Genomic DNA, 25,048 nt, shown 5'->3' on the forward strand with positions numbered 1-25,048 from the left:
CCATGATCGCCATGCGCGTGGAGCCCGACGCCTTCGGGCCGGTCGAGATCCCGGCCGATCGCTACTGGGGGGCACAGACGCAGCGCGCGCTGGGCGTCTTCGAGATCGGCGAGGAGCGCTTCCCCGCCTGCCTGATCCGCGCCTTCGGCTTGCAGAAGATGGCGGCCGCGCGGGCCAACCTGCGCTGCGGCGCGCTCGATGCCGCGCTGGCGCAGAAGATCGTCGCCGCCGCCGAAGAGCTGCGCGCCGGTCGCTTCGACGACCACTTCCCGCTCAGCATCTGGCAAACGGGTTCGGGCACGCAGACCAACATGAATGCGAACGAGGTGATCGCGAACCGCGCCAACGAGCTGCTCGGCCAGCCGCTGGGCACGCGTGCGCCGGTGCACCCCAACGACCACGTCAACGCATCGCAATCGTCCAACGACAGCTTCCCGACCGTGATGCACCTCGCGGCGCAGCAGGAACTCGCGCAGCGCCTGCGACCTGCGCTGCTGCTGCTGCGCCAGCGGCTGGAGGAGCGCGCCGCCGCCTTCGCCGGGGTGCTGAAGATCGCGCGCACGCACCTGATGGATGCGGTGCCAATGACCATGGGCCAGGCCTTCGATGCCTTCGCCCGGCAGATCGACCACGGCATCGACCGCATCGACGGCACGCTGCCGCGCCTGTGCCTGCTGCCGCAGGGCGGCACCGCGGCCGGCACCGGGCTGAATGCGCCGCCGGGCTTCGATGCCGCCTTCTGCGAAGAGTTGAGTGCGTTGACCGGCACGGCCTTCGCGCCAAATCCCAGCAAGTTCGAAGGAATGGCGGCGCACGACACGCTGGTCGAGGTCTCGGGCGCACTCAACGTAGTGGCCACCTCGCTGGTCAAGATCGCCAACGACATCCGCCTGCTCGGCTCGGGGCCCCGGTGCGGACTGGGCGAACTGGTCATCCCGGATGACGGCCTGACCAGCTCGATCATGCCGGGCAAGCGCAATCCGACCATTGCCGAAGTGGTGGTGCAGGCGAGCCTGCAGGTGATGGGCAATCACGTCACCATCACCATGGCCGGCGCCTCCGGCAACTTCGAGCTCAACGTCGCCAAGCCGGTGCTGATCCACAACCTGCTGCAGTCGATCCGCGTGCTGGCCGACAGCGCGCGCGTGTTCGCCGAGCGGATGGTGAAGGACATTGAGGTCGACCGGCCGCGACTTGCGGCGCAGGTCGACAACGCGCTGCTGCTGGTCACCGCGCTCAATCCGGTGCTGGGCTACGACCGGGTCGCGCAGATCACGAAGACCGCCCTGGAGCGGAATACGAGCCCGCGGGATGCCGCCGTCGCCCTGGGCTTCCTGAGCGCCGCGGACTACGACCGCCTCGTCGACCCGAGGGCGATGGCGGGCTTGGCTGGCTAGAGCCTGAGGAGCAGGGCCGAGGCCGCGCACACCAGCAGGAAGGGGATGCTGATGCGATGGAATTCGCGCAGCCCGTGCTCCACCTTCGCCAGCCGCAGCGCGATCAGGTTGGCCAGCGATCCCAGCACGCAGCCGAAGCCGCCCACGCTGACGCCGGCGGCGAGCGCGGGCAGGTCGTGCACGTAGCGGTCGAGCAGGATGGTGGCCGGCACATTGCTGATGAACTGCGAGACGCCGATGGCGGCCAGGTAGGCGCGCCAGCCCTCGCCGATCGGCCATTGCTGCAGCAGCGCGGCGACGGTCGGCAGCTCGGCCAGCTGGCGCAGATCCACGAACATCAGCGCGATGATCGCGAGCAGCGCCCAGTCGATGCCCAGCAGCACGCGCGGGCGCAGCAGCAGGAAGGCGCCGAACACCAGCCCGAGCCCGGCGCCCAGCCAACCCTGGTCGAGCGCGATCACGAAGGCGATGAAGAGCAGGGCCGACAGCGCCAGCAGGCGCGGCTGCACGGGCGCGGCATCGCGCGCGGGCTTGAGCTGGATCTCCACGCGCGGCACCAGGAAGCGCACCGCGACGAAGAGCCAGAACAGCATCACGGCCACGGTCGGCGCCATCATGCCCATGAAGCCGAGGAAGCTCTCGCCCGAGCGGTGCCAGAGGTACAGGTTCTGGGGATTGCCGATCGGCGTGAGGGCAGAGCCTGCGTTGACGGCCAGCGCCTCCAGCACCACCAGCCGCGCCAGCGGCAGGTGGGCCTGCGCCGCCAGCACCCTTGTGAGCGGCACCAGCAGGAACAGGCTCACGTCGTTGGTGACCAGCGCAGAGAGCCCTGCGGCGGTCGCGACGAGGAAGAAGACCAGGTGGCGCAGTTCGGTGGTACGCGCGAGCAGTCGCGCGGCGACGGACTGCAGCATGCCGCTGCGCTCGACACCCTGCGTGATGGCCAGCAGGCCCGCCAGGGCGCCCAGCGTCTGCCAGTCGACCAGCTTCAGGTAGTCCAGCGGCGCGCGCGGGCGCACGACGGCGAAGACCACGGCCACCGCCAGCAGCACCCACAGAAGGCCGTGGCCGCCGCCGCCATGCTCGGCCGCGGTGTCCTCGGCTTCAGCGGGCGTCGCGCTCACGCAGCTCGCGCTTGAGCACCTTGCCGATTGCGCTGCGCGGGAGCTCGTCGACCAGGTGCAGGCGCGCGAGCCGCTGCGTCTTGCCGAGCTGGGCATTGGCCCATTGCAGCAGCGCCTCGCCCGGCGTTTCGTCGCCGGCACGGCGCACCACGAAGGCCACGGGCGTTTCCCCCCATTGCTCGGAGGGCATGCCGACCACGGCGGCCTCGGCCACTGCCGCGTGGCCGCGCAGCACGGCTTCAAGGTCGCTCGGGTAGATGTTGAAGCCGCCGCTGATGATCATGTCCTTCTTGCGATCGAAGAGGGTGAGGAAGCCCTCCTCGTCGAAGCGGCCGATGTCGCCGGTGCGGATGAAGCGCTTGCCCGCCGGATCGAACCACTCGGCCTCGCGCGTCTTCTCGGGCTGGCGGTGGTAGCCGACCATCATGCCGGCTGAATGGCCTACCACCTCGCCCGCCTCGCCGCGCGCGACCTCGCGGCCCGTTTCGTCGATCAGGCGGATGTCGCTGCCCTCCGCCGGCTGGCCGACGGTGTGCAGCTTGCCGGGGTGCAGGTGCGCTTCCAGGATGCAGGTGCCGCCGCCCTCGGTCATGCCGTAGAACTCGACCAGGCCGCCGGGCCAGCGCTTGAGCACGTCGGCCTTGAGTGCCGCGCCGAACGGCGCGCTCGTGCTGAACTTGAAGCGGAAGCTGGTGAGGTCGCAGGTGTCGAAGTCCGGATGCGCCATCAGGCGCTGGTACTGCACCGGCACCAGCATCGTGTGCGTCACGCGGTGCTGCTCGGCGAGCTTCAGGTAGCCGGCGGCATCGAACTTCGGCATCAACACCACGCTACCGCCGTAGGCCAGGGTCGGAAAGAAGACCACCAGGGTGGTGTTGGAGTACAGCGGCGTCGACAGCAGGGTCACGGTGTCTGGGCCGTAGCCGTACTTCGCGCCGCGCTGCACATGGGCCCAGCGCATGCCGTGGCCCTGCACGATGCCCTTGGGCTCGCCGGTGGTGCCCGAGGAATAGATGATGTTGAAGGGCGAGGACGGCTGCAGTTCGACCGCCTGCGGACGCGCTCCCGGCGGCGCCAGCCAGGCTTCGAAGGCCTGCCCGGCTGCGGAGCCGTCGAGCGCGATGCGAGGGGTGGCGTCCTTCGCCGCTGCGCCGATCACCTCGGCCGCCGCGGCATCGAGGAAGAGGATGTGCGCCTGCGCGTCCTCGATCATCCTTGCAAGGCTGGCGGGCGTGGAGCCGGGCGCCAGCGGCGCGACCGCGATGCCGGCGCGCAACGCGCCGAGGAACAGTGCCGCGTAGTGCGTGCTCGAGGCAGCGCAGATCGCGATGGCGTCTCCCGCGCGCAGGCCGTCGCGCTGCAGGCTCGCGGCCACGCGGTCCATCAGCGCATCGAGCGCGCCGTAGTCAAGCGTGCATTGGGAATCGGCGAGCGCGGTTCGGGACGGGGCTTCCTGCGCATGCAGGTGGATCAAATCGGCGATGACGCCGAACTCGCGTGCCATCGCGGCGTCGAGCGCGCTCATCGGCGGGCTTCCGTCAGACCCCGGCGGCGTGCGCCTGCTGATCGGCGTGGTAGCTGCTGCGCACCATTGCGCCGACCGCAGCATGGCTGAAGCCCATCCTGTAGGCCTCTTCCTCGAACATCTTGAAGGTGTCGGGATGCACGTAGCGGCGCACCGGCAGATGGCTGCTGCTGGGGGCGAGGTACTGGCCGATGGTCAGCATGTCGATGTCGTGCGCGCGCATGTCGCGCATGACCTGCAGGATCTCCTCGTCGCTCTCGCCGAGGCCCACCATGATGCCGCTCTTGGTCGGTACGGTCGGATGCAGCGCCTTGAACTTCTTCAGCAGGTTGAGGCTGAACTGGTAGTCGCTGCCCGGACGCGCTTCCTTGTAGAGGCGCGGCGCGGTCTCGAGGTTGTGGTTCATCACGTCCGGCGGCGCTGCCTTGAGGATCTCGAGCGCGCGGTCGTCGCGGCCGCGAAAGTCGGGCACCAGGATCTCGATCTGCGTCTGCGGCGAGAGCTCGCGGATGCTGCGGATGCAGTCCACGAAGTGCTGGCTGCCGCCGTCGCGCAGGTCGTCGCGGTCCACGCTGGTGATCACCACGTACTTGAGCCGCAGCTTCGCAATGGTCCTGGCGAGGTTGAGCGGCTCGTCCTTGTCCAGCGGGTCGGGCCGGCCGTGGCCCACGTCGCAGAAGGGGCAGCGCCGCGTGCACTTGTCGCCCATGATCATGAAGGTGGCCGTGCCCTTGCCGAAGCACTCGCCGATGTTCGGGCAGGAGGCCTCCTCGCAGACCGTGTGCAGATTGCTCTCGCGCAGGATCTGCTTGATCTCGTAGAAGCGCGTGGTGGGGCTGCCGGCCTTGACGCGGATCCACTCGGGCTTTTTGAGCACCTCGCCCTGCACCACCTTCACCGGTATGCGCGAGAGCTTGGCCGCGGCCTTCTGCTTGGCCAGCGGGTTGTAGGTGGCGGGGCCTTGGGCGTCGCGGACGACTTCGGGGGTGCTCATGGTGCGTGGGCGGGGTTCAGGGCGCGAGATGGATGGCGAGCTTGCTGGCCAGCACCTGCGCGGCTTCGACCCAGGTTGTTTGAACGCCGATTGTAGAAAGGTCGACCGTCTGCAGGCCTGCGTAGCCGCAAGGGTTGATGCGCGAGAAGGGTTCCAGGTCCATCGCGACGTTGAGCGCGACGCCGTGGTAGGTGCAGTGGCGGGTGATCTTGATGCCGAGGGCGGCGATCTTGCCCAAGCCCCGGAACGGATCGGCGGGATGCGCCGGGCCGGTCAGGGCCGCGTGCGAGAAGGGGTCGTCGAGTCGCACGTAGATGCCCGGCGCGCCGCCGACGCGATGCCCGGTCACCCCGAAGTGCATCAGCGTCCGGATCACCGACTCCTCGATGCGATACACGTACTCCTTGACGTAGTAGCCTGCGCGCCGCAGGTCGATCAGCGGATAGGCCACCACCTGCCCCGGCCCGTGGTAGGTTACCTGTCCGCCGCGGTCTGTCTGCACCACGGGGATCTCGCCGGGGTTCAGCACATGGTCGGCCTTGCCGGCCAGGCCTTGCGTGTAGACCGGCGCGTGCTCGCAGACCCACAGCAGGTCGCCCGATTCAGGCGTGCGCCCCTGCGTGAGGCGCTGCATCGCCGCGTAGGTGGGCGCATAGTCGACCTGGCCCAGCCAGTCGACCTCGAGCGTCACAGCACCACCTTGACCATCGGGTGCGCGGTCAGCGCGCGGTAGATTTCGTCCAGTTGCTCGCGGCTGGTGGCGGTCACGGTAATAGTCACGCCGAGGTAGTTGCCGGCCTTGCTGTTGCGCAGCTCGACGGTGGCGGCGTCGAAGCTCGGGTCGAACTGCTCGGCGATCCGTGTGATCGCGTGCACGAAGCCGTCGGCCTTGGCGCCCATCACCTTGATCGGAAACTTCGAGGGGTACTCGATCAGAGACTCCTTGCGTGCGTCGACCGGGTCGCCGGAGGGGGTCTCGTGACCCCGTGCGCTGCGTTCCTTCGCGCGCCGGTAGCCGGCATCGATGGCCTGGAAGACAGGACCCGGGCGCCCCGTGCCGATGGCCTGTCCGTCGAGCGTGACGACCGGCAGCACCTCCTTGCTGGCGGAGGACAGCAGCAGCTCGTCGGCGCCGAAGACCTCGTCGCGCGCGATGCGGCGCAGCGAGAAGGGGATGCCGGCCTCGGCGCAGATGTGCTCGATCAGGCCGTACCGGATGCCCGCGAGCACCAGCTCGTCCTTGGGCGGCCCGCTCACCGCGCCGTCCTTCACGACCCAGACGTTGCTCGACGAGGCTTCGCTCAGCCAATCGCCGCGGAACATGATGGTCTCGGCCGCGCCGGCCTCCACGCTGATCTGGCGCGCCAGCACCGCGCCCAGCAGGCTGGTGCTCTTGATGTGCGCCTTCTGCCAGCGGAAGTCTTGCGCGCTGACGCAGGGCACGCCCGTGGCGCGCACCGCATCGGACACCGGCTTCATCGGGTTCAGCATCACGAACACGGTGGGCGCCAGGCCCTGGGGCATCGCATGCTCGCGCGGCGCGACGCCGCGCGTGACCTGGATGTAGAGGGCCTGCACGCCCGCGCGCTGGTCGGCGGGGCTGGCCTCGACCAGGCGCATCACGATTGCACGCCACGCTTCATGGGTGAGCGGGTTGGCGATGCGCAACTCGGCCAGCGAGCGGTCCAGCCGCGCCATGTGCTCCTCGAAGCAGAAAGGCACGCCGCTGTAGACCGGTACCACTTCGTAGACGCCGTCGCCGAAGATGAAGCCGCGGTCGAGCACGCTGATCTTCGCGTCGCGCAGCGGCGTGTAGGCGCCATCGAGATAGCAGAGAGAATCGGGAAGGGCTTCGGCGATCGGGTGCATGAGGAATTATGGTGGGGGCGGCGCCGCGCTTTCCAATGCCGACCCGGGCGCCCGCATGGCCGGCAAGGGCGTTGCCAAACCTGACGGGAAGCTGGCGGGGGGGCTGTGGGTTTCTACTTATAATCAGCGGCTTTGTAGAAATTCTGGGTCGTCATCCGGGCTTCATTCAAGATGAAAACAATCGCCCGCGATGTGGATGTCCGTGAGGACGGGCAAGACCCGGAAGCCGACTTCAAGCCGCTGACTGCCGAGGAGGCCCAGCGGTTGCGCGAGCGAAAGCCGTTGATCTCGCCATGGCGCGTGATTGCGGTCCAGGTCGCGGCGGGGCTGCTGGTGGCGTTGGCCGCCTGGGGCTTGTCGGGGAGGCAGAATTTGGGGTGGTCCGCCGGATACGGCGCACTCGCGGTGGTGATTCCTTCCGCGGTGTTCGCAAGAGGACTGACCGGGAGGTTTTCTTCGCTGAATGCGGGCACCGCGGTGCTCGGATTCTTCTTGTGGGAAATGGTCAAGCTGGTCTTGTCGGTGGCGATGCTGCTCGCCGCCCCGAGACTGATAGTGGCGCTGAGCTGGCCGGCGATGCTGGTGGGCTTGGTGGTGACAATGAAGGCGGCGTGGGTGGCGGTGATGCTGGCGCCCAAACGCCCAAAACTTAAAGACGAGTAACGGATGGCTGCTGAAAACGCTGCGGAACATGGTCAGACCGCTGGTGAATACATCGTTCACCACTTGACCCATCTTCAAAGCTCCAAGCCGGCAGGTGTTGCCGATTTCTCGGTTTTCAACTTCGACTCCCTCTTCTTCTCGATCGTGCTCGGCGTGCTCGGCTGCTGGCTGCTCTGGCTGGCGGCGCGCAAGGCGACTTCGGGCGTGCCGGGCCGCTTCCAGGCCGCCGTCGAGATCCTGGTCGAAGTGGTCGACCAGCAGGCCAAGGGCATCGTCCACAACGCCGAAAGCCGCAAGTTCGTCGCCCCGCTGGCGCTCACCATCTTCGTGTGGATCTTCATGCTTAACGCGATGGACCTGCTGCCGGTCGATCTGCTCCCGGCGATCTGGGCCAAGCTCTTCGGCGCCGCCGGCGGCGACCCGCACCACGCCTACCTGCGCGTTGTGCCGACCGCCGACCTCTCGGTGGCCATGGGCATGTCGGTCTCGGTCCTGCTGATCTGCCTCTACTACAACATCAAGATCAAGGGTGCCGGCGGCTGGGTGCACGAGCTCTTCACCGCACCGTTCGGCAACAAGATCGCGCTCTACCCCTTCAACTTCGCCATGCAGATCATCGAGTTCGTCGCGAAGACGGTCTCGCATGGCATGCGTCTGTTCGGCAACATGTATGCCGGCGAACTGATCTTCCTGCTGATCGCCCTGATGGGCGGCGCGTGGACGCTGTCGGCCACGGGCGTCTTGCTGGCGCTCGGCCACATCGTCGCCGGCACCGCCTGGGCCATCTTCCACATCCTGATCATCACGCTGCAAGCCTTCGTGTTCATGATGCTGACGCTGGTGTACGTGGGCCAGGCCCACGACCATCACTGATCTGCGTTCGTTCCGCTTTCGTTTTTTCTTTTTCTCTTCAACCAAAGTCCTTAGGAGTCATCATGGAAGTTATTAGCTTTGTCGCTCTGGCCGCCGGCCTGATCATCGGTCTGGGTGCCGTGGGCGCCTGTATCGGTATCGGCATCATGGGCAGCAAGTACCTCGAGTCGGCCGCCCGCCAGCCCGAGCTGATGGGTGAACTCCAGACCAAGATGTTCCTGCTGGCCGGTCTGATCGACGCCGCGTTCATCATCGGTACCGGTATTGCGCTGTGGTTCGCCACCGCCAACCCCTTCCTCTCGCAAATCGCCAACCTGCCGAAGTAATCGAGCGCAAGCTTCTCGTCGAAACCGCGCGTGCTTCTTTTTCATGAAGGACGGCGCTGGATTTCAATCTCAAAGAGAGGGTGAAAAGTGAGCATTACCGGTACCCTGATCGTCCAGATGATCGTGTTCCTGATCCTGGTCGGGTTCACGATGAAGTTCGTGTGGCCGCCGATCGCCAAGGCGCTGGATGACCGTGCCCAGAAGATCGCGGAAGGCCTGGCTGCGGCCGACAAGGCCAAGGTCGCGCTGTCCGAGGCGGACAAGCGGGTGGAAGTCGAGCTGGGCAAGGCGCGCAACGAGTCCGCGCAACGCCTGGCCGATGCCGAACGTCGTGCGCAGGCCATCGTTGAAGAGGCCAAGGCCCGCGCCACGGAAGAAGGCAACAAGATCGTGGCGGCCGCCCGCGCCGAAGCCGAGCAACAGGCCGTGAAGGCGCGCGAGGCGCTGCGCGAGCAGGTGGCCGTGCTGGCCGTCAAGGGCGCCGAGCAGATCCTGCGCAAGGAAGTGAATCCGGCCGTACACGCCGATCTGCTTTCGCGTCTGCAGACCGAACTCTGAAACGACGCCATGGCTGAACTCGCCACCATTGCACGCCCCTATGCCGAAGCGCTGTTCAAGGCGTCTTCGTCGGATCTTGCCGGCGCCGGCGCTTGGCTCGAGAGAGTGGCGGCCATCGCCGCCAATCCCGAGCTGCAGCAGTTCGCCGACAACCCCAAGGCCACGCCCGAGCAGGTGCTGGGCGTGATTGCCGGCGCCAACGGTGCCGCGCTCCCCCCCGCCGCCAACAACTTCCTGATGGCCCTGCTCGAAAACGGCCGCTTCACGGCGCTACCGGAGATCGCCAGGCAGTTCCGGGCGTTGGCGAATGCACAGAGCGGCTCGTCCGATGCGGTGGTGTTCAGCGCCTTCCCCATCGACGCCGCGGCGCTCAACGGCGTGGCCACCGCGCTCGAGAAGCGCTTCGGCCGCAAGCTGCAGCTCACCGTCGAACAGGATCCGTCCCTGATCGGCGGCATCCGCGTGGTGGTGGGTGACGAGGTGCTCGACACCTCCGTCAAGGCGCGCCTCGAACAAATGAAAGTTGCGCTGGCAGCCTGAGGCCGCCAGCCCCCTTAACGAAAGAAGGAAAGAGTCATGCAACTCAATCCCGCAGAAATTTCCGAGCTGATCAAGAGCCGCATCGAGGGCCTCGGCGTCAGCGCGAACATCCGCAACGAGGGCACCGTGGTGTCGGTGACCGACGGCATCGTGCGCGTGCACGGCCTGTCGGACGCGATGCAGGGCGAAATGCTCGAGTTTCCGCCTTCCGCCGACGGCACCCCGTCCTTCGGCTTGGCACTGAACCTCGAGCGGGACTCCGTCGGCGCGGTGATTCTGGGCGAGTACGAGCACATTTCCGAAGGCGACACCGTCAAGTGCACGGGCCGCATCCTGGAAGTGCCGGTCGGCCCCGAGCTCATCGGCCGCGTGGTGAACGCCCTGGGCCAGCCGATCGACGGCAAGGGCCCGGTGAACGCCAAGCTGACGGACGTGATCGAGAAGGTTGCCCCGGGGGTGATCGCGCGAAAGTCGGTGGACCAGCCGATGCAGACCGGCCTCAAGTCCATCGACTCGATGGTGCCGATCGGCCGCGGCCAGCGCGAGCTGATCATCGGCGACCGCCAGACCGGCAAGACCGCCGTGGCCATCGACGCGATCATCAACCAGAAGGGTCAGAACATGACCTGCGTCTACGTCGCGATCGGCCAGAAGGCTTCCTCGATCAAGAACGTGGTGCGCGCTCTGGAGCAGGCCGGTGCGATGGACTACACCATCGTGGTGGCGGCTTCCGCCTCCGAATCGGCTGCGATGCAGTACGTCGCCGCCTACTCGGGCTGCACCATGGGCGAGTACTTCCGCGACCGCGGGCAAGATGCGCTGATCATCTATGACGACCTGTCCAAGCAGGCCGTAGCCTACCGTCAGGTGTCGCTGCTGCTGCGCCGCCCCCCGGGCCGCGAAGCCTACCCCGGCGACGTGTTTTATCTCCACAGCCGCCTGCTGGAGCGCGCCGCCCGCGTGAACGCCGACTACGTCGAGGCCTTCACCAAGGGTGAGGTCAAGGGCAAGACCGGCTCGCTGACCGCTCTGCCGATCATCGAGACGCAGGCCGGCGACGTGTCGGCCTTCGTGCCGACCAACGTGATCTCCATCACCGACGGCCAGATCTTCCTGGAAACCAACCTGTTCAACGCCGGCATTCGTCCCGCCATCAACGCCGGTATCTCGGTGTCGCGCGTGGGCTCGTCGGCACAGACCAAGGTCATCAAGGGTCTCTCGGGCGGTATCCGTACCGACCTCGCGCAGTACCGCGAACTCGCGGCCTTCGCGCAGTTCGCCTCCGACCTGGACGAAGCCACCCGCAAACAGCTGGACCGCGGCGCCCGCGTGACCGAGCTGCTGAAGCAGGCGCAATACAGCCCGCTGCCCATCTCGCTGATGGGTGCTTCGCTCTTCGCGGTCAACAAGGGGTTCATGGACGACCTCGAGGTCAAGCAGGTGCTCCCCTTCGAGCACGGCCTGCACCAGTTCCTCAAGTCCAGCCACGGCGCGCTGCTCGACAAGATCGAGCAGGCCAAGGCGCTCGACAAGGATTCCGAGGCCGAGCTAATGGCGGCGATCACTTCCTTCAAGAAGTCCTTCGCCTGATCGACCCAAGGAGTAGTCTCAATGGCAGCCGGTAAGGAAATCCGCGGCAAGATCAAATCGGTGGAGAACACCAAGAAGATCACCAAGGCCATGGAAATGGTGGCCGCGTCGAAGATGCGCAAGGCGCAGGACCGCATGCGTGCCGCCCGGCCGTACAGCGAGAAGATCCGCAACATCGCGGCCAACCTCGGCCAGGCGAACCCGGAGTACACGCACGCCTTCATGAAGGTCAACGAGGCGAAGGCCGTGGGCTTCATCGTCGTCACGACCGACAAAGGCCTGTGCGGCGGCATGAACACCAACGTGCTGCGCGCCGTGACCGCCAAGCTGCGCGAGCAGCAGCAGGCCGGCAACGCGGTCGAGGCGGTGGCCATCGGCAACAAAGGCCTGGGCTTCCTCAACCGCATCGGCGCGCGGGTGGTCTCGCATGTCACCCAGCTGGGCGACACGCCGCACCTCGACAAGCTGATCGGCCCGATGAAGGTGCTGCTCGACGCCTATGCCGAGGGCAAGCTGAGCGCGGTCTACCTGTGCTACACCAAGTTCATCAACACGATGCGCCAGGAGTCGGTGGTGGAGCAGCTGCTGCCGCTGGCGGCCGACGCGCTGAAGATGGAGAAGGGCCAGCACTCGTGGGACTACATCTACGAGCCGGACGCGCAGAGCGTCATCGACGAGCTGCTGGTGCGCTACGTGGAGTCGCTGGCCTACCAGGCGGTGGCCGAGAACATGGCCTCGGAGCAGTCGGCGCGCATGGTCGCGATGAAGGCCGCCACCGACAACGCGGGGAGCGTGATCGACGAGCTCAAGCTGGTCTACAACAAGACCCGCCAGGCCGGCATCACCAAGGAGCTGTCGGAGATCGTGTCGGGCGCCGCGGCGGCCGCCGGTGTCTGAGCCTCGGTCCGACCTCAACCAGATTCAATTTTTATCGGAGCAGATGATGGCTCAAGAAGCAGCAGTTCAAGGCAAGATCGTTCAATGTATCGGCGCCGTGGTGGACGTGGAGTTTCCGCGCGACCAGATGCCCAGGATCTACGATGCCCTGAAGTACGAACAAGGCGGCCTGACGCTCGAAGTGCAGCAGCAGCTCGGCGACGGCGTGGTGCGCACCATCGCGCTGGGCTCGTCCGACGGCCTGCGCCGTGGAATCGTGGTCACCAACACCGGCGCGCCGATCACGGTGCCGGTCGGCAAGGCCACCCTGGGCCGGATCATGGACGTGCTCGGCCGCCCGATCGACGAGCGTGGCGACGTCGGCCAGGAACTCACCGCCTCCATCCACCGCAAGGCCCCCGAGTACGACGAGCTGTCGCCCTCGCAGGACCTGCTGGAAACCGGCATCAAGGTGATCGATCTGGTCTGCCCGTTCGCCAAGGGCGGCAAGGTGGGCCTGTTCGGCGGCGCCGGCGTCGGCAAGACCGTGAACATGATGGAGCTCATCAACAACATCGCCAAGGCGCACTCGGGCTTGTCGGTGTTCGCCGGCGTGGGTGAGCGCACCCGCGAGGGCAACGACTTCTATCACGAGATGGCCGAATCGGGCGTGGTGAACCTCGAGAACCTCCCCGAATCGAAGGTCGCGATGGTCTACGGCCAGATGAACGAACCCCCGGGCAACCGCCTGCGCGTGGCGCTGACCGGCCTGACGATCGCCGAGTCCTTCCGCGACGAAGGCCGCGACGTGCTCTTCTTCGTCGACAACATCTACCGCTACACGCTGGCCGGTACCGAAGTGTCCGCACTGCTGGGCCGCATGCCTTCCGCCGTGGGCTACCAGCCGACGCTGGCCGAGGAAATGGGCCGCTTGCAGGAGCGCATCACCTCCACCAAGGTGGGCTCGATCACCTCGATCCAGGCCGTGTACGTCCCCGCGGATGACTTGACCGACCCGTCGCCCGCGACCACCTTCGCCCACCTGGACTCCACCGTGGTGCTGTCGCGCGACATCGCCTCGCTGGGCATCTACCCCGCCGTGGACCCGCTGGACTCGACCTCGCGCCAGCTCGACCCGCACGTGGTCGGCGAAGAGCACTACAACGTGGCCCGCGCCGTGCAGGGCACCCTGCAGCGCTACAAGGAACTGCGCGACATCATCGCCATCCTGGGCATGGACGAGCTGGCTCCGGACGACAAGCTGGCGGTGGCCCGCGCCCGGAAGATCCAGCGCTTCCTGTCGCAGCCCTTCCATGTGGCCGAGGTGTTCACCGGCTCGCCCGGCAAGTACGTGCCGCTGGCGGAGACCATCCGCGGCTTCAAGATGATCGTGAACGGCGAGGCCGACCACCTGCCGGAGCAGGCCTTCTACATGGTGGGCAGCATCGACGAGGCCTTCGAGAAGGCCAAGAAGGTCGCGTAAAGCGGCTGCATAGGAATCCAGATGGCAAACACCATTCACGTCGACGTGGTCAGCGCCGAGGAGTCCATCTTCTCGGGCGAGGCCAAGTTCGTCGCGCTGCCGGGTGAAGCCGGCGAGCTCGGCATCTATCCGCGCCATACGCCGCTGATCACGCGCATCCGCCCGGGTGCCGTGCGCATCGAGACGGCCGACGGCGGCGAGGAATTCGTCTTCGTGGCCGGCGGCATCCTGGAAGTGCAGCCCCATATCGTCACCGTACTGTCCGACACCGCGATCCGCGGCAAGGACCTCGACGAGGAGAAGGCGAAAAAGTCCAAGGCCGCCGCAGAGGAAGCGCTGAAAAACGCCAAGAGCGACATCGACATCGCGCTGGCCCAGTCGGAGCTGGCCGTGATGGCCGCCCAGATCGCCGCCTTGCGCAAGTACCGCCAAAAGAAATAGCCGGGGCAGCGCCAGCGGCCCGGCAAAGCCGGTTCCGCGGAGTGCCAACTGCGCCAAGGCCGCCTTCGGGCGGCCTTGTGCTTTGAGCTGCGCCCTTACTTCGGTCTTGATCAGGCCGAAGTTCAATCTTGTTCGGCTGAAGCCCAGCGCCTAGTATTCGCCTTCGGTTGGGGCCCCCTGCTGCCTCGGCCGAAGACGAATAACGGAGACAGACGCGTGGCACCCTGGAACGGCCTCACCGCCGACGAGATGGCGCTGCTGGAAACGACCTTCTGGTCGGCCGGCGGCTCGCGTCATGCCATGGCGGAGCGGCTCGGCTTCTCCAAGAGCAAGGCCAACGCGCTGATCGCCGGGCTGGTCGACCAGGGCCTGCTGGCCGAGGCGGGCCTGCAGCGCTCCTCGGGCGGGCGCCGCGCCGAGAACCTCCAGTTGCACGAGGGCCTGGGCGTGCTGGTCGGCGTAGACATCGGCGCCACCAGCCTTGACGTCGCCGTGCTTCGGCCCGACCTGAGTGTGTTGGCCCAGCATGCAGAGGCGGCCGACGTGCGCGAAGGCCCCGGCGCCGTCCTGGCCCGGGTCTGCGTGCTGATGCGCGAGCTGCTCGGCCGCTGCGGCTTCGGACCGAAGCAGGTGATCGGCATCGGCATCGGTGTGCCTGGCCCCGTCAACTTCGAGATCGGCCAGCTCGTGAACCCGCCGCTGATGCCCGCCTGGGACAGCTTCTCGATCCGCGACTATCTGCGCGAGGACTACTCAGCCCCGGTCTTCGTCGACAACGACGTGAACCTGATGGCGCTCGGCGAGCTCTGGCGCCTGAAACGCTCGCTGTCCAACTTCCTCGTCATCAAGATCGGCACCGGCATCGGCTGCGGTATCGTCTGCCACGGCGAGGTGTACCGCGGCGCGGCCGGCTCGGCGGGCGACGTGGGCCACATCTGCGTCGACCAGGAAGGTCCGCTGTGCCATTGCGGCAACCTGGGCTGCGTCGAGGCGATGGCGGCCGGCCCGGCCATCACACGCATGGCCGTGCACGCGGCGGAAGCGGGGGAAAGCCGCGCGCTGGCCGAGCGGCTGCGCGCGCAGGGCCGCATCGACGCGGTCGACGTGGGCCAGGCCAGCCGCGCCGGCGACGCGGCCGCCAATGCCATCGTGCAGCGGGCGGGCCAACTGATCGGGCAGATGCTGGCCTCCATCGTCAACTTCTTCAATCCCTCGCATGTGTTCATCGGCGGCGGCATCACCCGCATCGGGCCGCTGTTCCTGGCGGCGCTTCGCCAGAGCGTCTACCACCGCTCGCTGGCGCTCTCGACGCGGCACCTGGAGATCCAGTACACGCCGCTGGGTGCCCAGGCCGGGCTGGTCGGCGCGGGCGTGCTGGCGATGCACGAGACGCTCAAGGTCAGAGGGGTGGCGCCATGACGCAGCAGCACTCGCCCAAGCGCAGCGTCGCCGTCGAGTTCGAGCAGGTGGTGAAGGCCTTCGGGCCGGTGCAGGTGCTGCACGGCGTGAGCTTTTCGCTCGAGCCCGGGCGCGTCTATGGCCTGCTGGGCGAGAACGGCGCCGGCAAGTCCACGCTGATGAAGATCCTGGCCGGCTACGAGCCGATCACGGGTGGTACGGTGCGCGTCAACGGCGAGCCGCAGCAGTTCGCCAGCTCGCGCGAGGCCGAGGCGCTGGGGATCGTGCTGATCCACCAGGAGTTCAACCTGGCCGAGGAACTGAGCGTGGCGCAGAACATCTTTCTCGGCCACGAAAAGAAGAAGGGCTGGCTGCTCGACGACGCCGCCATGGAGCGCGACGCCGCGGCAGCGCTCGCGCAGGTGGGGCTGAAGGTCGACCCACGCACCAAGGTACGCCGCTTGATCGTGGCCGAGAAGCAGCTGGTCGAGATCGCCAAGGCGGTCTCGCGCCATGCCCGCCTGCTGGTGATGGACGAGCCCACCGCCACGCTCACGCCCGGCGAGACCGAGCGGCTGTTCCGCCTCATCGCGCAGCTGCGCGACGACGGCGTGACCATTGTCTACATCTCGCACAAGCTCGACGAGGTCGAGCGTGTGACCGACGAGGTGATCGTGATGCGCGACGGCCGCTTCGTCACGCGCGCCCCTACCGCGGAACTCACGCGCCACCAGATGGCCAACCTGATGGTGGGCCGCGAACTGGCCGACCTCTACCCGCCGCGCGATCCGGTCGCGGCGGAGCCGGCGCCGGCCTTGCGGGTGCGCGATTTCAGCGTGCCCGGCTGGGCCGACAAGGCCAGCTTCGAGGTCCGCCCCGGTGAGATCCTCGGCTTCGCCGGCCTGGTGGGCGCCGGTCGCACGGAGCTTTTCGAGGGCCTGATGGGCCTTCGACCCGGAAGCGGCCAGGTCGAGATCGGCGGCAAGCCCGTGCTGTTGCGCAACCCGCGCGATGCCGCGCGCCATGGCCTCACCTACCTCAGCGAGGACCGCAAGGGCAAGGGCCTGCATGTGCACCTGGGCCTGCGCCAGAACCTCACGCTGATGGCGCTGGAGCGCTATGCCCGGCCCTGGCTCAAGCCCGAGGCCGAGCGCGCGGCGCTCGCCGCGGCGGTGAAGGACTTCGGCATCCGCACCGGCGACCTCGACGCGCGCGCCTCCTCGCTCTCGGGCGGCAACCAGCAGAAGCTCGCGCTGGCCAAGGTGCTGCAGCCGAAGCCCAGGGTGGTGGTGCTCGACGAGCCCACGCGCGGCGTCGACGTCGGCGCCAAGCGCGACATCTATTTCTTGATCCAGCGGCTGGCTCGCGAGGGGCTGGCCGTGATCGTCGTCTCTTCCGAGCTGATGGAGCTGATCGGCCTGTGCCACCGCGTCGCGGTGATGCGTGCAGGCCGGCTCGTCGCCACGCTGGACGCGAACCAACTGACCGAAGAGGAACTCATCGCCCATGCCACCGGAACCGCAGCAAGCCACGCCTGAAGCCGCGGGCGCCATGCACCGCAGCGAATCCAAGCCGCGCTGGACCGAGCACCTGCACGGCCTCGGCCCCGTCATCGGCCTGGTACTGCTGTGCATCGCCGGCACGCTGCTCAACGGCGACTTCGCCACCGTCGACAACGCCATGAACGTGCTCACCCGCACCGCCTTCATCGGCATCATCGCCGTAGGCATGTGTTTCGTGATCATCTCGGGCGGCATCGATCTCTCGGTGGGCTCGATGGCCGCGCTGATTGCGGGCTGCGTGATCATGTTCATCAACGCGATGGGGCCGGCACTCGGCTCGCCGCTGCTGGCAGTGGTGCTGGGCGCCGTGCTCGCGGTGGGGCTCGGCGCGGTCTTCGGGCTGGCGCACGGACTGCTGATCACCAAGGGGCGCATCGAGCCCTTCATCGTCACGCTCGGAACGCTGGGCATCTTCCGCGCCTATTTGACCTACTTCGCCGACGGTGGCGCGCTCACGCTGGACAACGAGCTGTCCGACCTCTATGCGCCGGTCTATTACGCGAGCCTGCTCGGCATTCCCGTGCCTGTGTGGGTGTTCCTGGTCGTCGCGGTGATCGGCGGCCTGATCCTCAACCGTACCGCCTATGGCCGCTACGTGCAGGCCATCGGGTCGAACGAGCAGGTCGCGCGCTACGCCGCCGTGGGTGTCGACGGCGTGAAGATCCTCACCTACATGCTGCTGGGCGTCTGCGTGGGCATCGCGACGCTGCTCTACGTGCCGCGGCTGGGTTCGGCCTCGCCCACCACGGGCCTCCTGTGGGAGCTGGAGGCGATCGCGGCAGTGATCGTCGGCGGCACCGCGCTCAAGGGCGGCGCGGGCAGCATCACCGGCACCGTGATCGGCGCCATCCTGCTCTCGGTCATCAGCAACATCCTCAACCTCACGAGCATCATCAGCGTGTACCTCAATGCCGCGGTGCAGGGCTTCGTGATCATCGTGGTCGCCTTCCTTCAGCGCGGGCGCCGCTAAACCCTTCCCGAGAAGTCAAAGAATTTTTCCGACGACAGTTTTTTCAACAAGGAGACAGCAAATGAATCCCATCACCCGACGCCTCGCACTCACCGCGGTTGCCGCCGCCGCGCTTGCCGCCGGTCCGGTCCTGGCCGCCGAGAAGGTGAGCCTCGGCGTCTCGATCCCGGCCGCGACGCACAGCTTCATGGGCGGCATCAACTACTGGGCCAACCAGGCGAAGAAGGACCTGGAGAAGGAGCACAAGGATCTCAAGATCACGATCAAGACGGCGGCCAACGCGCCCGAGCAGGCCAACCAGCTGCAGGACCTCTCGACGGTGACCAAGATCAACGCCCTGGTGATCTTCCCCTTCGAATCCGCCGCGCTCACCAAGCCGGTGGCCCAGGTCAAGGCCAAGGGCACCTACGTCACGGTGGTCGACCGCGGCCTGACAGACACCAGCGCGCAGGACGCCTACGTGGCCGGCGACAACACCGCCTTCGGCAAGATCCCGGCGGAGTACATCGCCAAGAAGCTGGGCGGCAAGGGCGACATCGTCGCGCTGCGCGGCATCGCCACCACGCTGGACAACGAGCGCATGGACGCCTTCAACGGCGTGCTGAAGAACTACCCCGACATCAAGCTGCTGGACGCCAAATACGCCAACTGGAACCGCGACGATGCCTTCAAGGTCACGCAGGACTACCTGACGCGCTTCAAGAAGATCGACGCCATCTGGGCGGCCGACGACGACATGGCCGTCGGCGTTCTCAAGGCCATCGAGCAGGCCAAGCGCGATGACATCAAGGTCATCTTCGGCGGTGCCGGTGCAAAGGGCATGGTCAAGACCATCCTCGACGGCAAGGACCCGCGCATCCAGGCCGACGTCAGCTACTCGCCCAAGTTCATCTACGACGCCATCAAGCTCACGGCCGAGGCGCGCCTCAAGGGCGAGAAGTTGCCGGCGACGACGATCATTCCCTCGGTGCTGATCACCAAGGAAAACGCCAAGGAGTTCTATCACCCCAACTCTCCCTTCTGAGGCCCCGATGCCGGCGATACGCAAGCTGCGCTACGCCATGGTCGGCGGCGGGCGCGATGCCTTCATCGGCGCGGTGCACCGCAAGGCGATCGCGCTCGACGGGCAGGCCGAGCTGGTGGCCGGTGCGCTGTCGTCCAGCGCGGAGAAGGCGAAGGCCTCCGGGCGCGAGCTCTGGCTGGCCGACGACCGCAACCACGGCAACTGGCGAGCCCTGCTCGACGACGAGTTGAAGCGCCCCGAGGAAGAGCGCATCGACTTCGTCTCCATCGTCACGCCCAACCACCTGCACTTCCCCGTGGCGCAGGCCTTTGTCGAGGCCGGCTTCCACGTGGTCTGCGACAAGCCGCTGGTACACACCGGCGCCCAGGCCGATGCGCTGGTCGCGGCCGTGGCGCGGCAGGGCACTGTGTTCGCCGTGACCTACAACTACACCGGCTACCCGATGGTGCGCGAGGCGCGCGAGATGGCAAGGAACGGCCGGCTTGGCGAGATCCGCAAGGTGGTCGTCGAATACAACCAGGGCTGGCTCGCAACCCAGCTCGAGAAGGAAGGCAACAAGCAGGCGGCCTGGCGCAGCGACCCCGCGAAGAGCGGCGCGGCCGGCGCCATCGGTGACATCGGCTCGCATGCCGAGAACCTGGTCGCCACCGTGACGGGGCTCGAGATCGAAAGCCTCTGCGCCGACCTGAGCGCGCTGGTGCCGGGCCGCGCGCTCGACGACGACGGCAGCGTGCTGCTGCGCTTCCGCGGCGGGGCGCGCGGTGTGCTGATCGCATCGCAGGTCAACACCGGGCTGGAAAACGACCTGCGCCTGCGCGTCTCGGGCACGCTCGGCACGCTCGTCTGGCGTCAGGAGCAGCCCAGCGAGCTGCTGCACCTGCCCCACGACGGCCCGCGCCGCGTGCTGACGCGCGGCGCGCCATGGCTGGGCGAGTCGGCGCGGCGCGCGAGCCGGCTGCCCAGCGGGCATCCCGAGGGCTTCATCGAGGCCTTCGCCAACGTGTACGGCGGCGTCGTGGCCGATATTCGCGCGCGGCTCGCCGGCCGACAGGCCGATGCGCTGGAGGCCGACTACCCGCGGGTGGAGGACGGCGCGCGCGGCGTGCGCTTCATCGAGCGCGTGGTAGCGTCGGCCGGGAGCGAGGTGAAGTGGACGGCGTGGTGAGCTGCGGATCTGCAGGAAGCACCACCATCGCCAACCGCGCGAGGGCTGCTTCGGCCGTCGCCTCGATCGCCACGGAGCAGGCCAACATCAGGTTCAGCCGTTGGCCCAAGCCTTCCACCGTCACGCCGCTGTCGCGCTCACGCATGACGCCGCGTGCGTCCTGCGTGCATGCCATGGCCGCGCAGACCCGGCTCGCATAACTGCCCGCCGGCACGCCGTAGGCCACCACCGGCTTGCCCAGCGCCACCGCGAAGCCGACCTCGAACACGGTGCCAGAGTCCGGCTCGAGGCCGCGGAAGTCCATCAAGTTGGCAATCACGCCGTCGGCCTGCCGGATGAGGGCGATGTTGCCCTCGTAGATGCGGCGCGCCCGCTCGTCGTCGCTGCCCGCGAAGTCCGCGCCGAGGCCGCCGTCCGAGGGCTCGACGCCCTCCAGGCCCAGGTGCTCGCACGCGGCCTTCAGGTCCTGGTAGATCCTTTCGCAGTCATGAAAGAAGATGTCCGGCCCGGCGAGGTAGACGCGAGGCCGGGGAGGTCGGGGCTGTTGCATGGTCGCGTTCTTGGTCGCCGGGTCTCCACGGGGGCAGGCCTTGCATTGTCCGGCACGCGAAGGCGCACGTGCGCCGAGGTTTCGTAGGCCCGGTCCCACAGCAGTAACGTCCCTGCACTGCCGAGCCGGGGCCGCAGCCGAAACCAGCATTCAGCATCCGCACGTGGTCGCTGCCGCACCCGTGGCGCGCACGGACGGTGCTTCGATGTGAAGGGGAGAGGTATGGACACCGAGAGCATGCAAGCCCTGTGGATACTGGGGATCATCGTGGTTCTTGCCTTGGTCGCGCTGGCCGCTTATTTGTTCTACCGAAGACGCCAGTCGGGCCTGCTCGCGGCACGCTTCGGCGACGAGTACGACCACGCCGTGAAGCAACATGGAAGCCGGGCCAAGGCAGAAGCCGAGCTCCGGCAGCGCGCGGCGCGGGTCGGGCAACTGCACATCGTCCCGCTGGCTCCGGGCGAAGCGGCGCGCTTCAGCAGTGCGTGGAACAGGGTGCAGGCCGAGTTCGTCGACAACCCGGCCGGCGCTGTGACGCAGGCGGACCAACTGGTACGCGAGCTGATGCAGAAGCGCGGCTACCCGATGGGCGACTTCGAGCATCGCGCGGCCGACATCTCGGTGGACCATCCGGCAGTGGTGAGGAATTACCGCGCGGCGCAGGCCATCCACGCGCGCACCCTGAGCGGCGAGGTCGAGACCGAGGAGCTGCGCAAGGCCGTGGTGCACTTCCGTGCGCTGTTCGATGAGCTGCTCGAAGTCCGGGTGGAAGACCCCCCGCGGCGGATGCCCGCGAGACCGGTGGAGGCACGATCATGATCTTCGATACCAGGCGGAACGAGCGGAACGAGCGGAACGATCGGGCCGTTGCGGCCCGGCCCACGCAGGACCGGGGCCCTGATGCCGGCGTCGTCGCGCCGGATGACCTCGAGCGGCCGGTCGCACAGCAGCCACAGCAACCGGAGCAATCACAGGCATCACTGGTGCCACAGCGGCCTCATACGGCGCAGGCTGATGTCGCCGACGAGTCGCTGGCCCCGCTCTTCACGCTCGAGGCAGCTCGGGACTTCCGTGCCAGCTGGGATGCCGTGCAGATCGGCTTCGTCGACGACCCGCAGCAGGCCGTGCGCCAGGCCGACGAGCTGGTTCGGCAGATGCTGCAAAACCTGTCGCAGACCTTCTCGGACGAGCGGGCGGGGCTGGACGGCGGCGGCGACGCGGTGGCCGACGCCGCCTCGACAGAGAAGTTGCGCGTGGCGCTGCGTCGCTATCGTGCCTTCATGCAACGGCTGCTTTCGCTGTGAGCCGGAGAGCGTGATGGCGCAAAAAAGAACCGAAGCGGACTCGCCGCCGCGCGACATGGGCAAAGTTCCCGGCCACACGCCCTTCCTGCGGCAGCGCGTCGGGCCTGTCGCGCCGAAGCGGCGCTCTTCCGAAGGCGCCAGCACCGGGCGCAGCGCGAAATCGACGGCCGGCGGCGCCGCCGGCCAGCTGACCGCGAAGGAATGATCGCGACACGGGTGTCGTGAAGGCGTTCCAGCGCGCGCCGTGTGACGCCGCCGACAGACAATGCGGCGCCGCGCGCAGCTCGCCATGTACGTCGGCGCGTTCCTACGGGCGGCGGCGGCCTGTCCGATCCCGGCCGTCGGTGTACTCCGCTCGCCACGCCACGGCCAGGCTGCGTACTGTGGGATTCCCACCTTGAAAGGAGCGCGACATGAACGAGCCCCAAGAGCCCAAGAGCCCCGACATCCAGGGCGAAGGCAACTACGAAGCCACCCGGCGCTACGACAAGGCCACCACGGACTTCGTCAAATCAGGCAAGGTCGACGAAGCGGCGCGCAATGCCCGTCCGCAGAGCGAGGCCGAAGCCGAAGAGATGCGCAAGGCCGAGCAGGAAGGCAAGTCGCATGCGAAGGGCGAGGATCCGGCCTTGCGCAAGGGTGGCGCCTCGAAGTAAGGCAGAGCCATGCGCGGAAGGGCCGGGTTTGCAGGCCGCGGGCGGCGTCCGCCGCGTGAGGCCACAATCCGGCCATGACCGAGCACGAGTTCCTCAATCCCTACACCCACGGCTTCGCACGCCTGGCCGTCGCGGTGCCGCGCAACCGGGTGGCCGACCCGGTGTTCAATACCGCCGAGACCCTGCGCCTGTACCGCGAGGCGGCGGATGACGGCGCCGTCCTGGTTGCCTTCCCGGAACTGGGACTCTCGGCCTACACCTGCGACGACCTGTTCCACCAGGCCGCGCTGCTGGATGCCTGCGAACATGCCCTGCTGGAGGTTGCCGCCGCCTCCCGCGACATCGGCGCGGTGGCCGTGGTGGGATTGCCGCTGCGCGTGGACCACCGCCTCTTCAACTGCGCCGCAGTGGTGGCCGAAGGCCGGGTGCTCGGCGTGCTGCCCAAGACCTACCTGCCGAACTACGGCGAGTTCTACGAAGGCCGCCAGTTCAACGGCGCCGACACCGCGTTGGCGACCGAACTGGTGCTCGGCGGCCAGCGCATTCCCTTCGGCGCCGACCTGCTGTTCCAGTCGCGCCAGCTGCCGCTCTTCAAGCTGCACGTGGAGATCTGCGAGGACGTGTGGGTGCCGATCCCGCCTTCCAGCTACGCGGCGCTCGCGGGCGCGACGGTGCTGGTCAATCTCTCGGCCTCCAACATCACGATCGGCAAATCGGACTACCGGCACCGCCTGGTCAGCCTGCAGTCGGCGCGCTGCCTGGCGGCCTATCTCTACACCTCGGCCGGCATCGGCGAGTCGACCACCGACCTGGCCTGGGACGGGCAGGCGCTGATCTACGAAAGCGGCGACATGCTGGCCGAGAGCGAGCGCTTCCGCAACAGCTCGCACTTCGTGGCGGCCGACGTGGACCTTGAGCGGGTCTCGCGCGAGCGCATGCGGCAGAACAGCTTCGGCACCTCGGTCCACAAGCACAAGGAGGCGCTCGCGGGCTGGCGCACCGTCGAGTTCAAATTGCCCGTCCCTGCGCAGGTGCCGCACGGCCTGCTGCGCCAGGTGGCGCGCTTCCCGTACGTGCCCTCGGACGCGGCCACACGCGATGCGCGCTGCAGCGAGGTCTTCAACATCCAGGTGCAGTCCCTGGTGCAGCGCATCGAGGCGGCCCGCATCGACAAGCTGGTGATCGGCGTTTCCGGCGGCCTCGACTCCACCCATGCGCTGCTGGTGTGCGCGCAGGCGATGGACCGGCTGGGCAAGCCGCGCTCCGATATCCTGGGCTTCACCATGCCCGGCTTCGCGACCACCGGCCGCACGCTGGCGCAGGCGCACCGGCTGATGGCCAGCATCGGCTGCACCGCGCGCGAGATCGACATCCGCCCCAGCTGCCGCCAGATGCTGGAGGACCTGGGCCATCCCTTCGCGCGGGGCGAGCCACAGTACGACATCGCCTTCGAGAACGTGCAGGCCGGCGAGCGCACCAGCCATCTGTTCCGGCTTGCCAACTTCCATGGCGGCATCGTGGTGGGCACCGGCGACCTGAGCGAGCTCGCGCTCGGCTGGTGCACCTACGGTGTAGGCGACCACATGTCGCATTACAACGTGAACGCGAGCGTGCCCAAGACGCTGATCAAGCATCTGGTGCATTGGGTCGAGACCACGAAGCTGCTGGGCGACGAGGGCAGTGGCGTGCTGCGCGACATCCTCGAGACCGAGGTCAGCCCGGAGCTGATCCCGACGGCCAATGCACCCGCGACCGGCGAAGGCATCGAGGCCCAGCCCGGCCAGCGCACCGAGGACACCATCGGTCCCTACGAGTTGCAGGACTTCCATCTCTACTACACGCTGCGCTACGGCTTCAGGCCGAGCAAGGTCGCCTTCCTGGCGCACGCGGCCTGGGGCGACCGCGAACGCGGACGCTGGCCCGACGAACTGCAGAAGGAGCGCAACGAGTACGGGCTGGCCGACATCAAGCGTCACCTGGGCACCTTCCTCTACCGCTTCTTCAAGACCAGCCAGTTCAAGCGCTCCTGCGTGCCCAACGCGCCCAAGGTGGGCTCCGGCGGCTCGCTCTCCCCGCGCGGCGACTGGCGGGCGCCCAGCGATTCGGAGGCCGAGGTGTGGCTGGAGGACCTGAAGCGCGTGCCGGCGCCCTGAGCCGGCT

The 25,048-nt window shown here is 67.6% G+C and carries 26 protein-coding genes and 1 pseudogene; 20 read left to right on the plus strand and 7 right to left on the minus strand.

From position 1 onward, the window contains the following. The first annotated feature begins 2 nt into the window (after positions 1 to 2). Positions 3 to 1,397: a class II fumarate hydratase gene (locus E5P3_RS02460; RefSeq protein ID WP_162584534.1), complete on the plus strand. Its 1,395-nt coding sequence runs from the start codon at positions 3 to 5 to the stop codon at positions 1,395 to 1,397. On the opposite strand, the gene E5P3_RS02465 is transcribed toward E5P3_RS02460, so the two are convergent. From E5P3_RS02465 to E5P3_RS02485, 6 genes and pseudogenes are all read right to left on the minus strand, one after another. After that, a complete protein-coding gene (locus E5P3_RS02465) occupies positions 1,394 to 2,521 on the minus strand; it encodes an SLC13 family permease (RefSeq protein WP_162584535.1) in 1,128 nt (375 codons plus the stop codon). The two genes, E5P3_RS02460 and E5P3_RS02465, sit on opposite strands and share 4 nt — an antisense overlap. Then, positions 2,502 to 4,025 carry a class I adenylate-forming enzyme family protein gene (locus E5P3_RS02470; protein WP_162589494.1) on the minus strand — a complete coding sequence of 508 codons (1,524 nt, stop codon included), beginning with the start codon at positions 4,023 to 4,025 and terminating at the stop codon, positions 2,502 to 2,504. The genes E5P3_RS02465 and E5P3_RS02470 overlap by 20 nt, the downstream gene beginning before the upstream one ends. Positions 4,026 to 4,059: 34 nt before the next feature. Continuing rightward, a complete protein-coding gene (lipA, locus tag E5P3_RS02475) occupies positions 4,060 to 5,040 on the minus strand; it encodes a lipoyl synthase (RefSeq protein WP_162584536.1) in 981 nt (326 codons plus the stop codon). 16 nt (positions 5,041 to 5,056) lie between these two features. After that, entirely contained in the window at positions 5,057 to 5,731 is a 675-nt protein-coding gene (lipB, locus tag E5P3_RS02480) for a lipoyl(octanoyl) transferase LipB (protein WP_162584537.1), read from the minus strand. Next, positions 5,728 to 5,940 carry a DUF493 family protein gene (locus E5P3_RS35645; protein ID WP_232073410.1) on the minus strand — a complete coding sequence of 71 codons (213 nt, stop codon included), beginning with the start codon at positions 5,938 to 5,940 and terminating at the stop codon, positions 5,728 to 5,730. The genes lipB and E5P3_RS35645 overlap by 4 nt, the downstream gene beginning before the upstream one ends. Before the next feature lie 84 nt (positions 5,941 to 6,024). Beyond that, positions 6,025 to 6,909, minus strand: a pseudogene (locus E5P3_RS02485) (D-amino acid aminotransferase); the annotation flags it as partial. A gap of 171 nt (positions 6,910 to 7,080) precedes the next feature. Here E5P3_RS02485 and E5P3_RS02490 point away from each other — a divergent pair. From E5P3_RS02490 to E5P3_RS02555, 14 genes are all read left to right on the plus strand, one after another. After that, positions 7,081 to 7,572, plus strand: coding sequence for an ATP synthase subunit I (locus tag E5P3_RS02490; RefSeq protein ID WP_162584539.1), 492 nt, complete (start codon positions 7,081 to 7,083; stop codon positions 7,570 to 7,572). Between the two features lie 3 nt (positions 7,573 to 7,575). Then, entirely contained in the window at positions 7,576 to 8,445 is an 870-nt protein-coding gene (atpB, locus tag E5P3_RS02495) for a F0F1 ATP synthase subunit A (protein WP_162584540.1), read from the plus strand. A 62-nt stretch (positions 8,446 to 8,507) separates the two neighbouring features. After that, positions 8,508 to 8,771 (plus strand): F0F1 ATP synthase subunit C, encoded by a 264-nt coding sequence (gene atpE, locus E5P3_RS02500; RefSeq protein ID WP_019657641.1) that lies wholly within the window; start codon positions 8,508 to 8,510, stop codon positions 8,769 to 8,771. Positions 8,772 to 8,858: 87 nt separating this feature from the next. After that, complete coding sequence (locus E5P3_RS02505) at positions 8,859 to 9,329, plus strand: F0F1 ATP synthase subunit B (RefSeq protein ID WP_068674811.1); 471 nt, start codon at positions 8,859 to 8,861, stop codon at positions 9,327 to 9,329. Positions 9,330 to 9,338: 9 nt separating this feature from the next. After that, the gene (locus E5P3_RS02510; RefSeq protein WP_162584541.1) at positions 9,339 to 9,869 is read left to right on the plus strand and encodes a F0F1 ATP synthase subunit delta; all 531 of its coding nucleotides are present in this window, start codon (positions 9,339 to 9,341) and stop codon (positions 9,867 to 9,869) included. 36 nt (positions 9,870 to 9,905) lie between these two features. Continuing rightward, positions 9,906 to 11,459 (plus strand): F0F1 ATP synthase subunit alpha, encoded by a 1,554-nt coding sequence (gene atpA / locus E5P3_RS02515; protein ID WP_162584542.1) that lies wholly within the window; start codon positions 9,906 to 9,908, stop codon positions 11,457 to 11,459. A 21-nt stretch (positions 11,460 to 11,480) separates the two neighbouring features. Continuing rightward, positions 11,481 to 12,356, plus strand: coding sequence for a F0F1 ATP synthase subunit gamma (gene atpG, locus E5P3_RS02520; RefSeq protein WP_068674805.1), 876 nt, complete (start codon positions 11,481 to 11,483; stop codon positions 12,354 to 12,356). Between the two features lie 46 nt (positions 12,357 to 12,402). Further along, the gene (gene atpD / locus E5P3_RS02525) at positions 12,403 to 13,818 is read left to right on the plus strand and encodes a F0F1 ATP synthase subunit beta (protein WP_162584543.1); all 1,416 of its coding nucleotides are present in this window, start codon (positions 12,403 to 12,405) and stop codon (positions 13,816 to 13,818) included. Positions 13,819 to 13,839: 21 nt separating this feature from the next. After that, positions 13,840 to 14,259 carry a F0F1 ATP synthase subunit epsilon gene (locus E5P3_RS02530; protein WP_162584544.1) on the plus strand — a complete coding sequence of 140 codons (420 nt, stop codon included), beginning with the start codon at positions 13,840 to 13,842 and terminating at the stop codon, positions 14,257 to 14,259. A 249-nt stretch (positions 14,260 to 14,508) separates the two neighbouring features. Continuing rightward, a complete protein-coding gene (locus E5P3_RS02535) occupies positions 14,509 to 15,678 on the plus strand; it encodes an ROK family protein (protein ID WP_162589495.1) in 1,170 nt (389 codons plus the stop codon). After that, positions 15,675 to 17,195 (plus strand): sugar ABC transporter ATP-binding protein, encoded by a 1,521-nt coding sequence (locus tag E5P3_RS02540; RefSeq protein WP_162584545.1) that lies wholly within the window; start codon positions 15,675 to 15,677, stop codon positions 17,193 to 17,195. Before E5P3_RS02535 ends, E5P3_RS02540 begins: the two co-directional genes overlap by 4 nt. Next, entirely contained in the window at positions 17,164 to 18,189 is a 1,026-nt protein-coding gene (locus tag E5P3_RS02545; protein ID WP_174263029.1) for an ABC transporter permease, read from the plus strand. The genes E5P3_RS02540 and E5P3_RS02545 overlap by 32 nt, the downstream gene beginning before the upstream one ends. A 61-nt stretch (positions 18,190 to 18,250) precedes the next feature. Further along, complete coding sequence (locus E5P3_RS02550; protein WP_162584546.1) at positions 18,251 to 19,213, plus strand: substrate-binding domain-containing protein; 963 nt, start codon at positions 18,251 to 18,253, stop codon at positions 19,211 to 19,213. A 7-nt stretch (positions 19,214 to 19,220) separates the two neighbouring features. Then, positions 19,221 to 20,378 carry a Gfo/Idh/MocA family protein gene (locus tag E5P3_RS02555; RefSeq protein WP_162584547.1) on the plus strand — a complete coding sequence of 386 codons (1,158 nt, stop codon included), beginning with the start codon at positions 19,221 to 19,223 and terminating at the stop codon, positions 20,376 to 20,378. On the opposite strand, the gene E5P3_RS02560 is transcribed toward E5P3_RS02555, so the two are convergent. Continuing rightward, positions 20,323 to 20,928, minus strand: coding sequence for a nucleoside 2-deoxyribosyltransferase (locus tag E5P3_RS02560; RefSeq protein WP_162584548.1), 606 nt, complete (start codon positions 20,926 to 20,928; stop codon positions 20,323 to 20,325). The two genes, E5P3_RS02555 and E5P3_RS02560, sit on opposite strands and share 56 nt — an antisense overlap. Before the next feature lie 222 nt (positions 20,929 to 21,150). Between E5P3_RS02560 and E5P3_RS02565 the strand changes: the two genes are divergently transcribed. From E5P3_RS02565 to E5P3_RS02585, 5 genes are all read left to right on the plus strand, one after another. Then, on the plus strand, positions 21,151 to 21,747 hold the full coding sequence (locus tag E5P3_RS02565; RefSeq protein WP_162584549.1) for a hypothetical protein: 597 nt from the start codon (positions 21,151 to 21,153) through the stop codon (positions 21,745 to 21,747). Further along, entirely contained in the window at positions 21,744 to 22,232 is a 489-nt protein-coding gene (locus E5P3_RS02570; protein WP_162584550.1) for a hypothetical protein, read from the plus strand. The genes E5P3_RS02565 and E5P3_RS02570 overlap by 4 nt, the downstream gene beginning before the upstream one ends. Positions 22,233 to 22,245: 13 nt before the next feature. Next, entirely contained in the window at positions 22,246 to 22,437 is a 192-nt protein-coding gene (locus tag E5P3_RS02575; RefSeq protein ID WP_162584551.1) for a hypothetical protein, read from the plus strand. Positions 22,438 to 22,645: 208 nt separating this feature from the next. Further along, positions 22,646 to 22,888, plus strand: a complete 243-nt coding sequence (locus E5P3_RS02580; protein WP_162584552.1) for a hypothetical protein — start codon at positions 22,646 to 22,648, stop codon at positions 22,886 to 22,888. Between the two features lie 74 nt (positions 22,889 to 22,962). Further along, positions 22,963 to 25,041: an NAD(+) synthase gene (locus E5P3_RS02585; protein WP_162584553.1), complete on the plus strand. Its 2,079-nt coding sequence runs from the start codon at positions 22,963 to 22,965 to the stop codon at positions 25,039 to 25,041. Positions 25,042 to 25,048 lie beyond the last annotated feature (7 nt).

Source organism: Variovorax sp. RA8, assembly GCF_901827175.1.
Taxonomy (GTDB): domain Bacteria; phylum Pseudomonadota; class Gammaproteobacteria; order Burkholderiales; family Burkholderiaceae_C; genus Variovorax.

Coding starts and splice junctions, on each gene's coding strand:
- E5P3_RS02585 (WP_162584553.1), top strand. CDS start 22,963: ATGACCGAGCACGAGTTCCTCAATCCCTACACCCACGGCTTCGCACGC.
- atpB (WP_162584540.1), top strand. CDS start 7,576: ATGGCTGCTGAAAACGCTGCGGAACATGGTCAGACCGCTGGTGAATAC.
- atpD (WP_162584543.1), top strand. CDS start 12,403: ATGGCTCAAGAAGCAGCAGTTCAAGGCAAGATCGTTCAATGTATCGGC.
- E5P3_RS02510 (WP_162584541.1), top strand. CDS start 9,339: ATGGCTGAACTCGCCACCATTGCACGCCCCTATGCCGAAGCGCTGTTC.
- E5P3_RS02490 (WP_162584539.1), top strand. CDS start 7,081: ATGAAAACAATCGCCCGCGATGTGGATGTCCGTGAGGACGGGCAAGAC.
- E5P3_RS02470 (WP_162589494.1), bottom strand. CDS start 4,025: ATGGCACGCGAGTTCGGCGTCATCGCCGATTTGATCCACCTGCATGCG.
- E5P3_RS02570 (WP_162584550.1), top strand. CDS start 21,744: ATGATCTTCGATACCAGGCGGAACGAGCGGAACGAGCGGAACGATCGG.
- E5P3_RS02545 (WP_174263029.1), top strand. CDS start 17,164: ATGCCACCGGAACCGCAGCAAGCCACGCCTGAAGCCGCGGGCGCCATG.
- E5P3_RS02580 (WP_162584552.1), top strand. CDS start 22,646: ATGAACGAGCCCCAAGAGCCCAAGAGCCCCGACATCCAGGGCGAAGGC.
- atpG (WP_068674805.1), top strand. CDS start 11,481: ATGGCAGCCGGTAAGGAAATCCGCGGCAAGATCAAATCGGTGGAGAAC.
- E5P3_RS02550 (WP_162584546.1), top strand. CDS start 18,251: ATGAATCCCATCACCCGACGCCTCGCACTCACCGCGGTTGCCGCCGCC.
- E5P3_RS02565 (WP_162584549.1), top strand. CDS start 21,151: ATGGACACCGAGAGCATGCAAGCCCTGTGGATACTGGGGATCATCGTG.
- E5P3_RS02555 (WP_162584547.1), top strand. CDS start 19,221: ATGCCGGCGATACGCAAGCTGCGCTACGCCATGGTCGGCGGCGGGCGC.
- E5P3_RS02540 (WP_162584545.1), top strand. CDS start 15,675: ATGACGCAGCAGCACTCGCCCAAGCGCAGCGTCGCCGTCGAGTTCGAG.
- E5P3_RS02460 (WP_162584534.1), top strand. CDS start 3: ATGATCGCCATGCGCGTGGAGCCCGACGCCTTCGGGCCGGTCGAGATC.
- atpE (WP_019657641.1), top strand. CDS start 8,508: ATGGAAGTTATTAGCTTTGTCGCTCTGGCCGCCGGCCTGATCATCGGT.
- lipA (WP_162584536.1), bottom strand. CDS start 5,040: ATGAGCACCCCCGAAGTCGTCCGCGACGCCCAAGGCCCCGCCACCTAC.
- E5P3_RS02530 (WP_162584544.1), top strand. CDS start 13,840: ATGGCAAACACCATTCACGTCGACGTGGTCAGCGCCGAGGAGTCCATC.
- atpA (WP_162584542.1), top strand. CDS start 9,906: ATGCAACTCAATCCCGCAGAAATTTCCGAGCTGATCAAGAGCCGCATC.
- E5P3_RS02535 (WP_162589495.1), top strand. CDS start 14,509: ATGGCGCTGCTGGAAACGACCTTCTGGTCGGCCGGCGGCTCGCGTCAT.
- E5P3_RS02575 (WP_162584551.1), top strand. CDS start 22,246: ATGGCGCAAAAAAGAACCGAAGCGGACTCGCCGCCGCGCGACATGGGC.
- E5P3_RS35645 (WP_232073410.1), bottom strand. CDS start 5,940: ATGGGCGCCAAGGCCGACGGCTTCGTGCACGCGATCACACGGATCGCC.
- E5P3_RS02560 (WP_162584548.1), bottom strand. CDS start 20,928: ATGCAACAGCCCCGACCTCCCCGGCCTCGCGTCTACCTCGCCGGGCCG.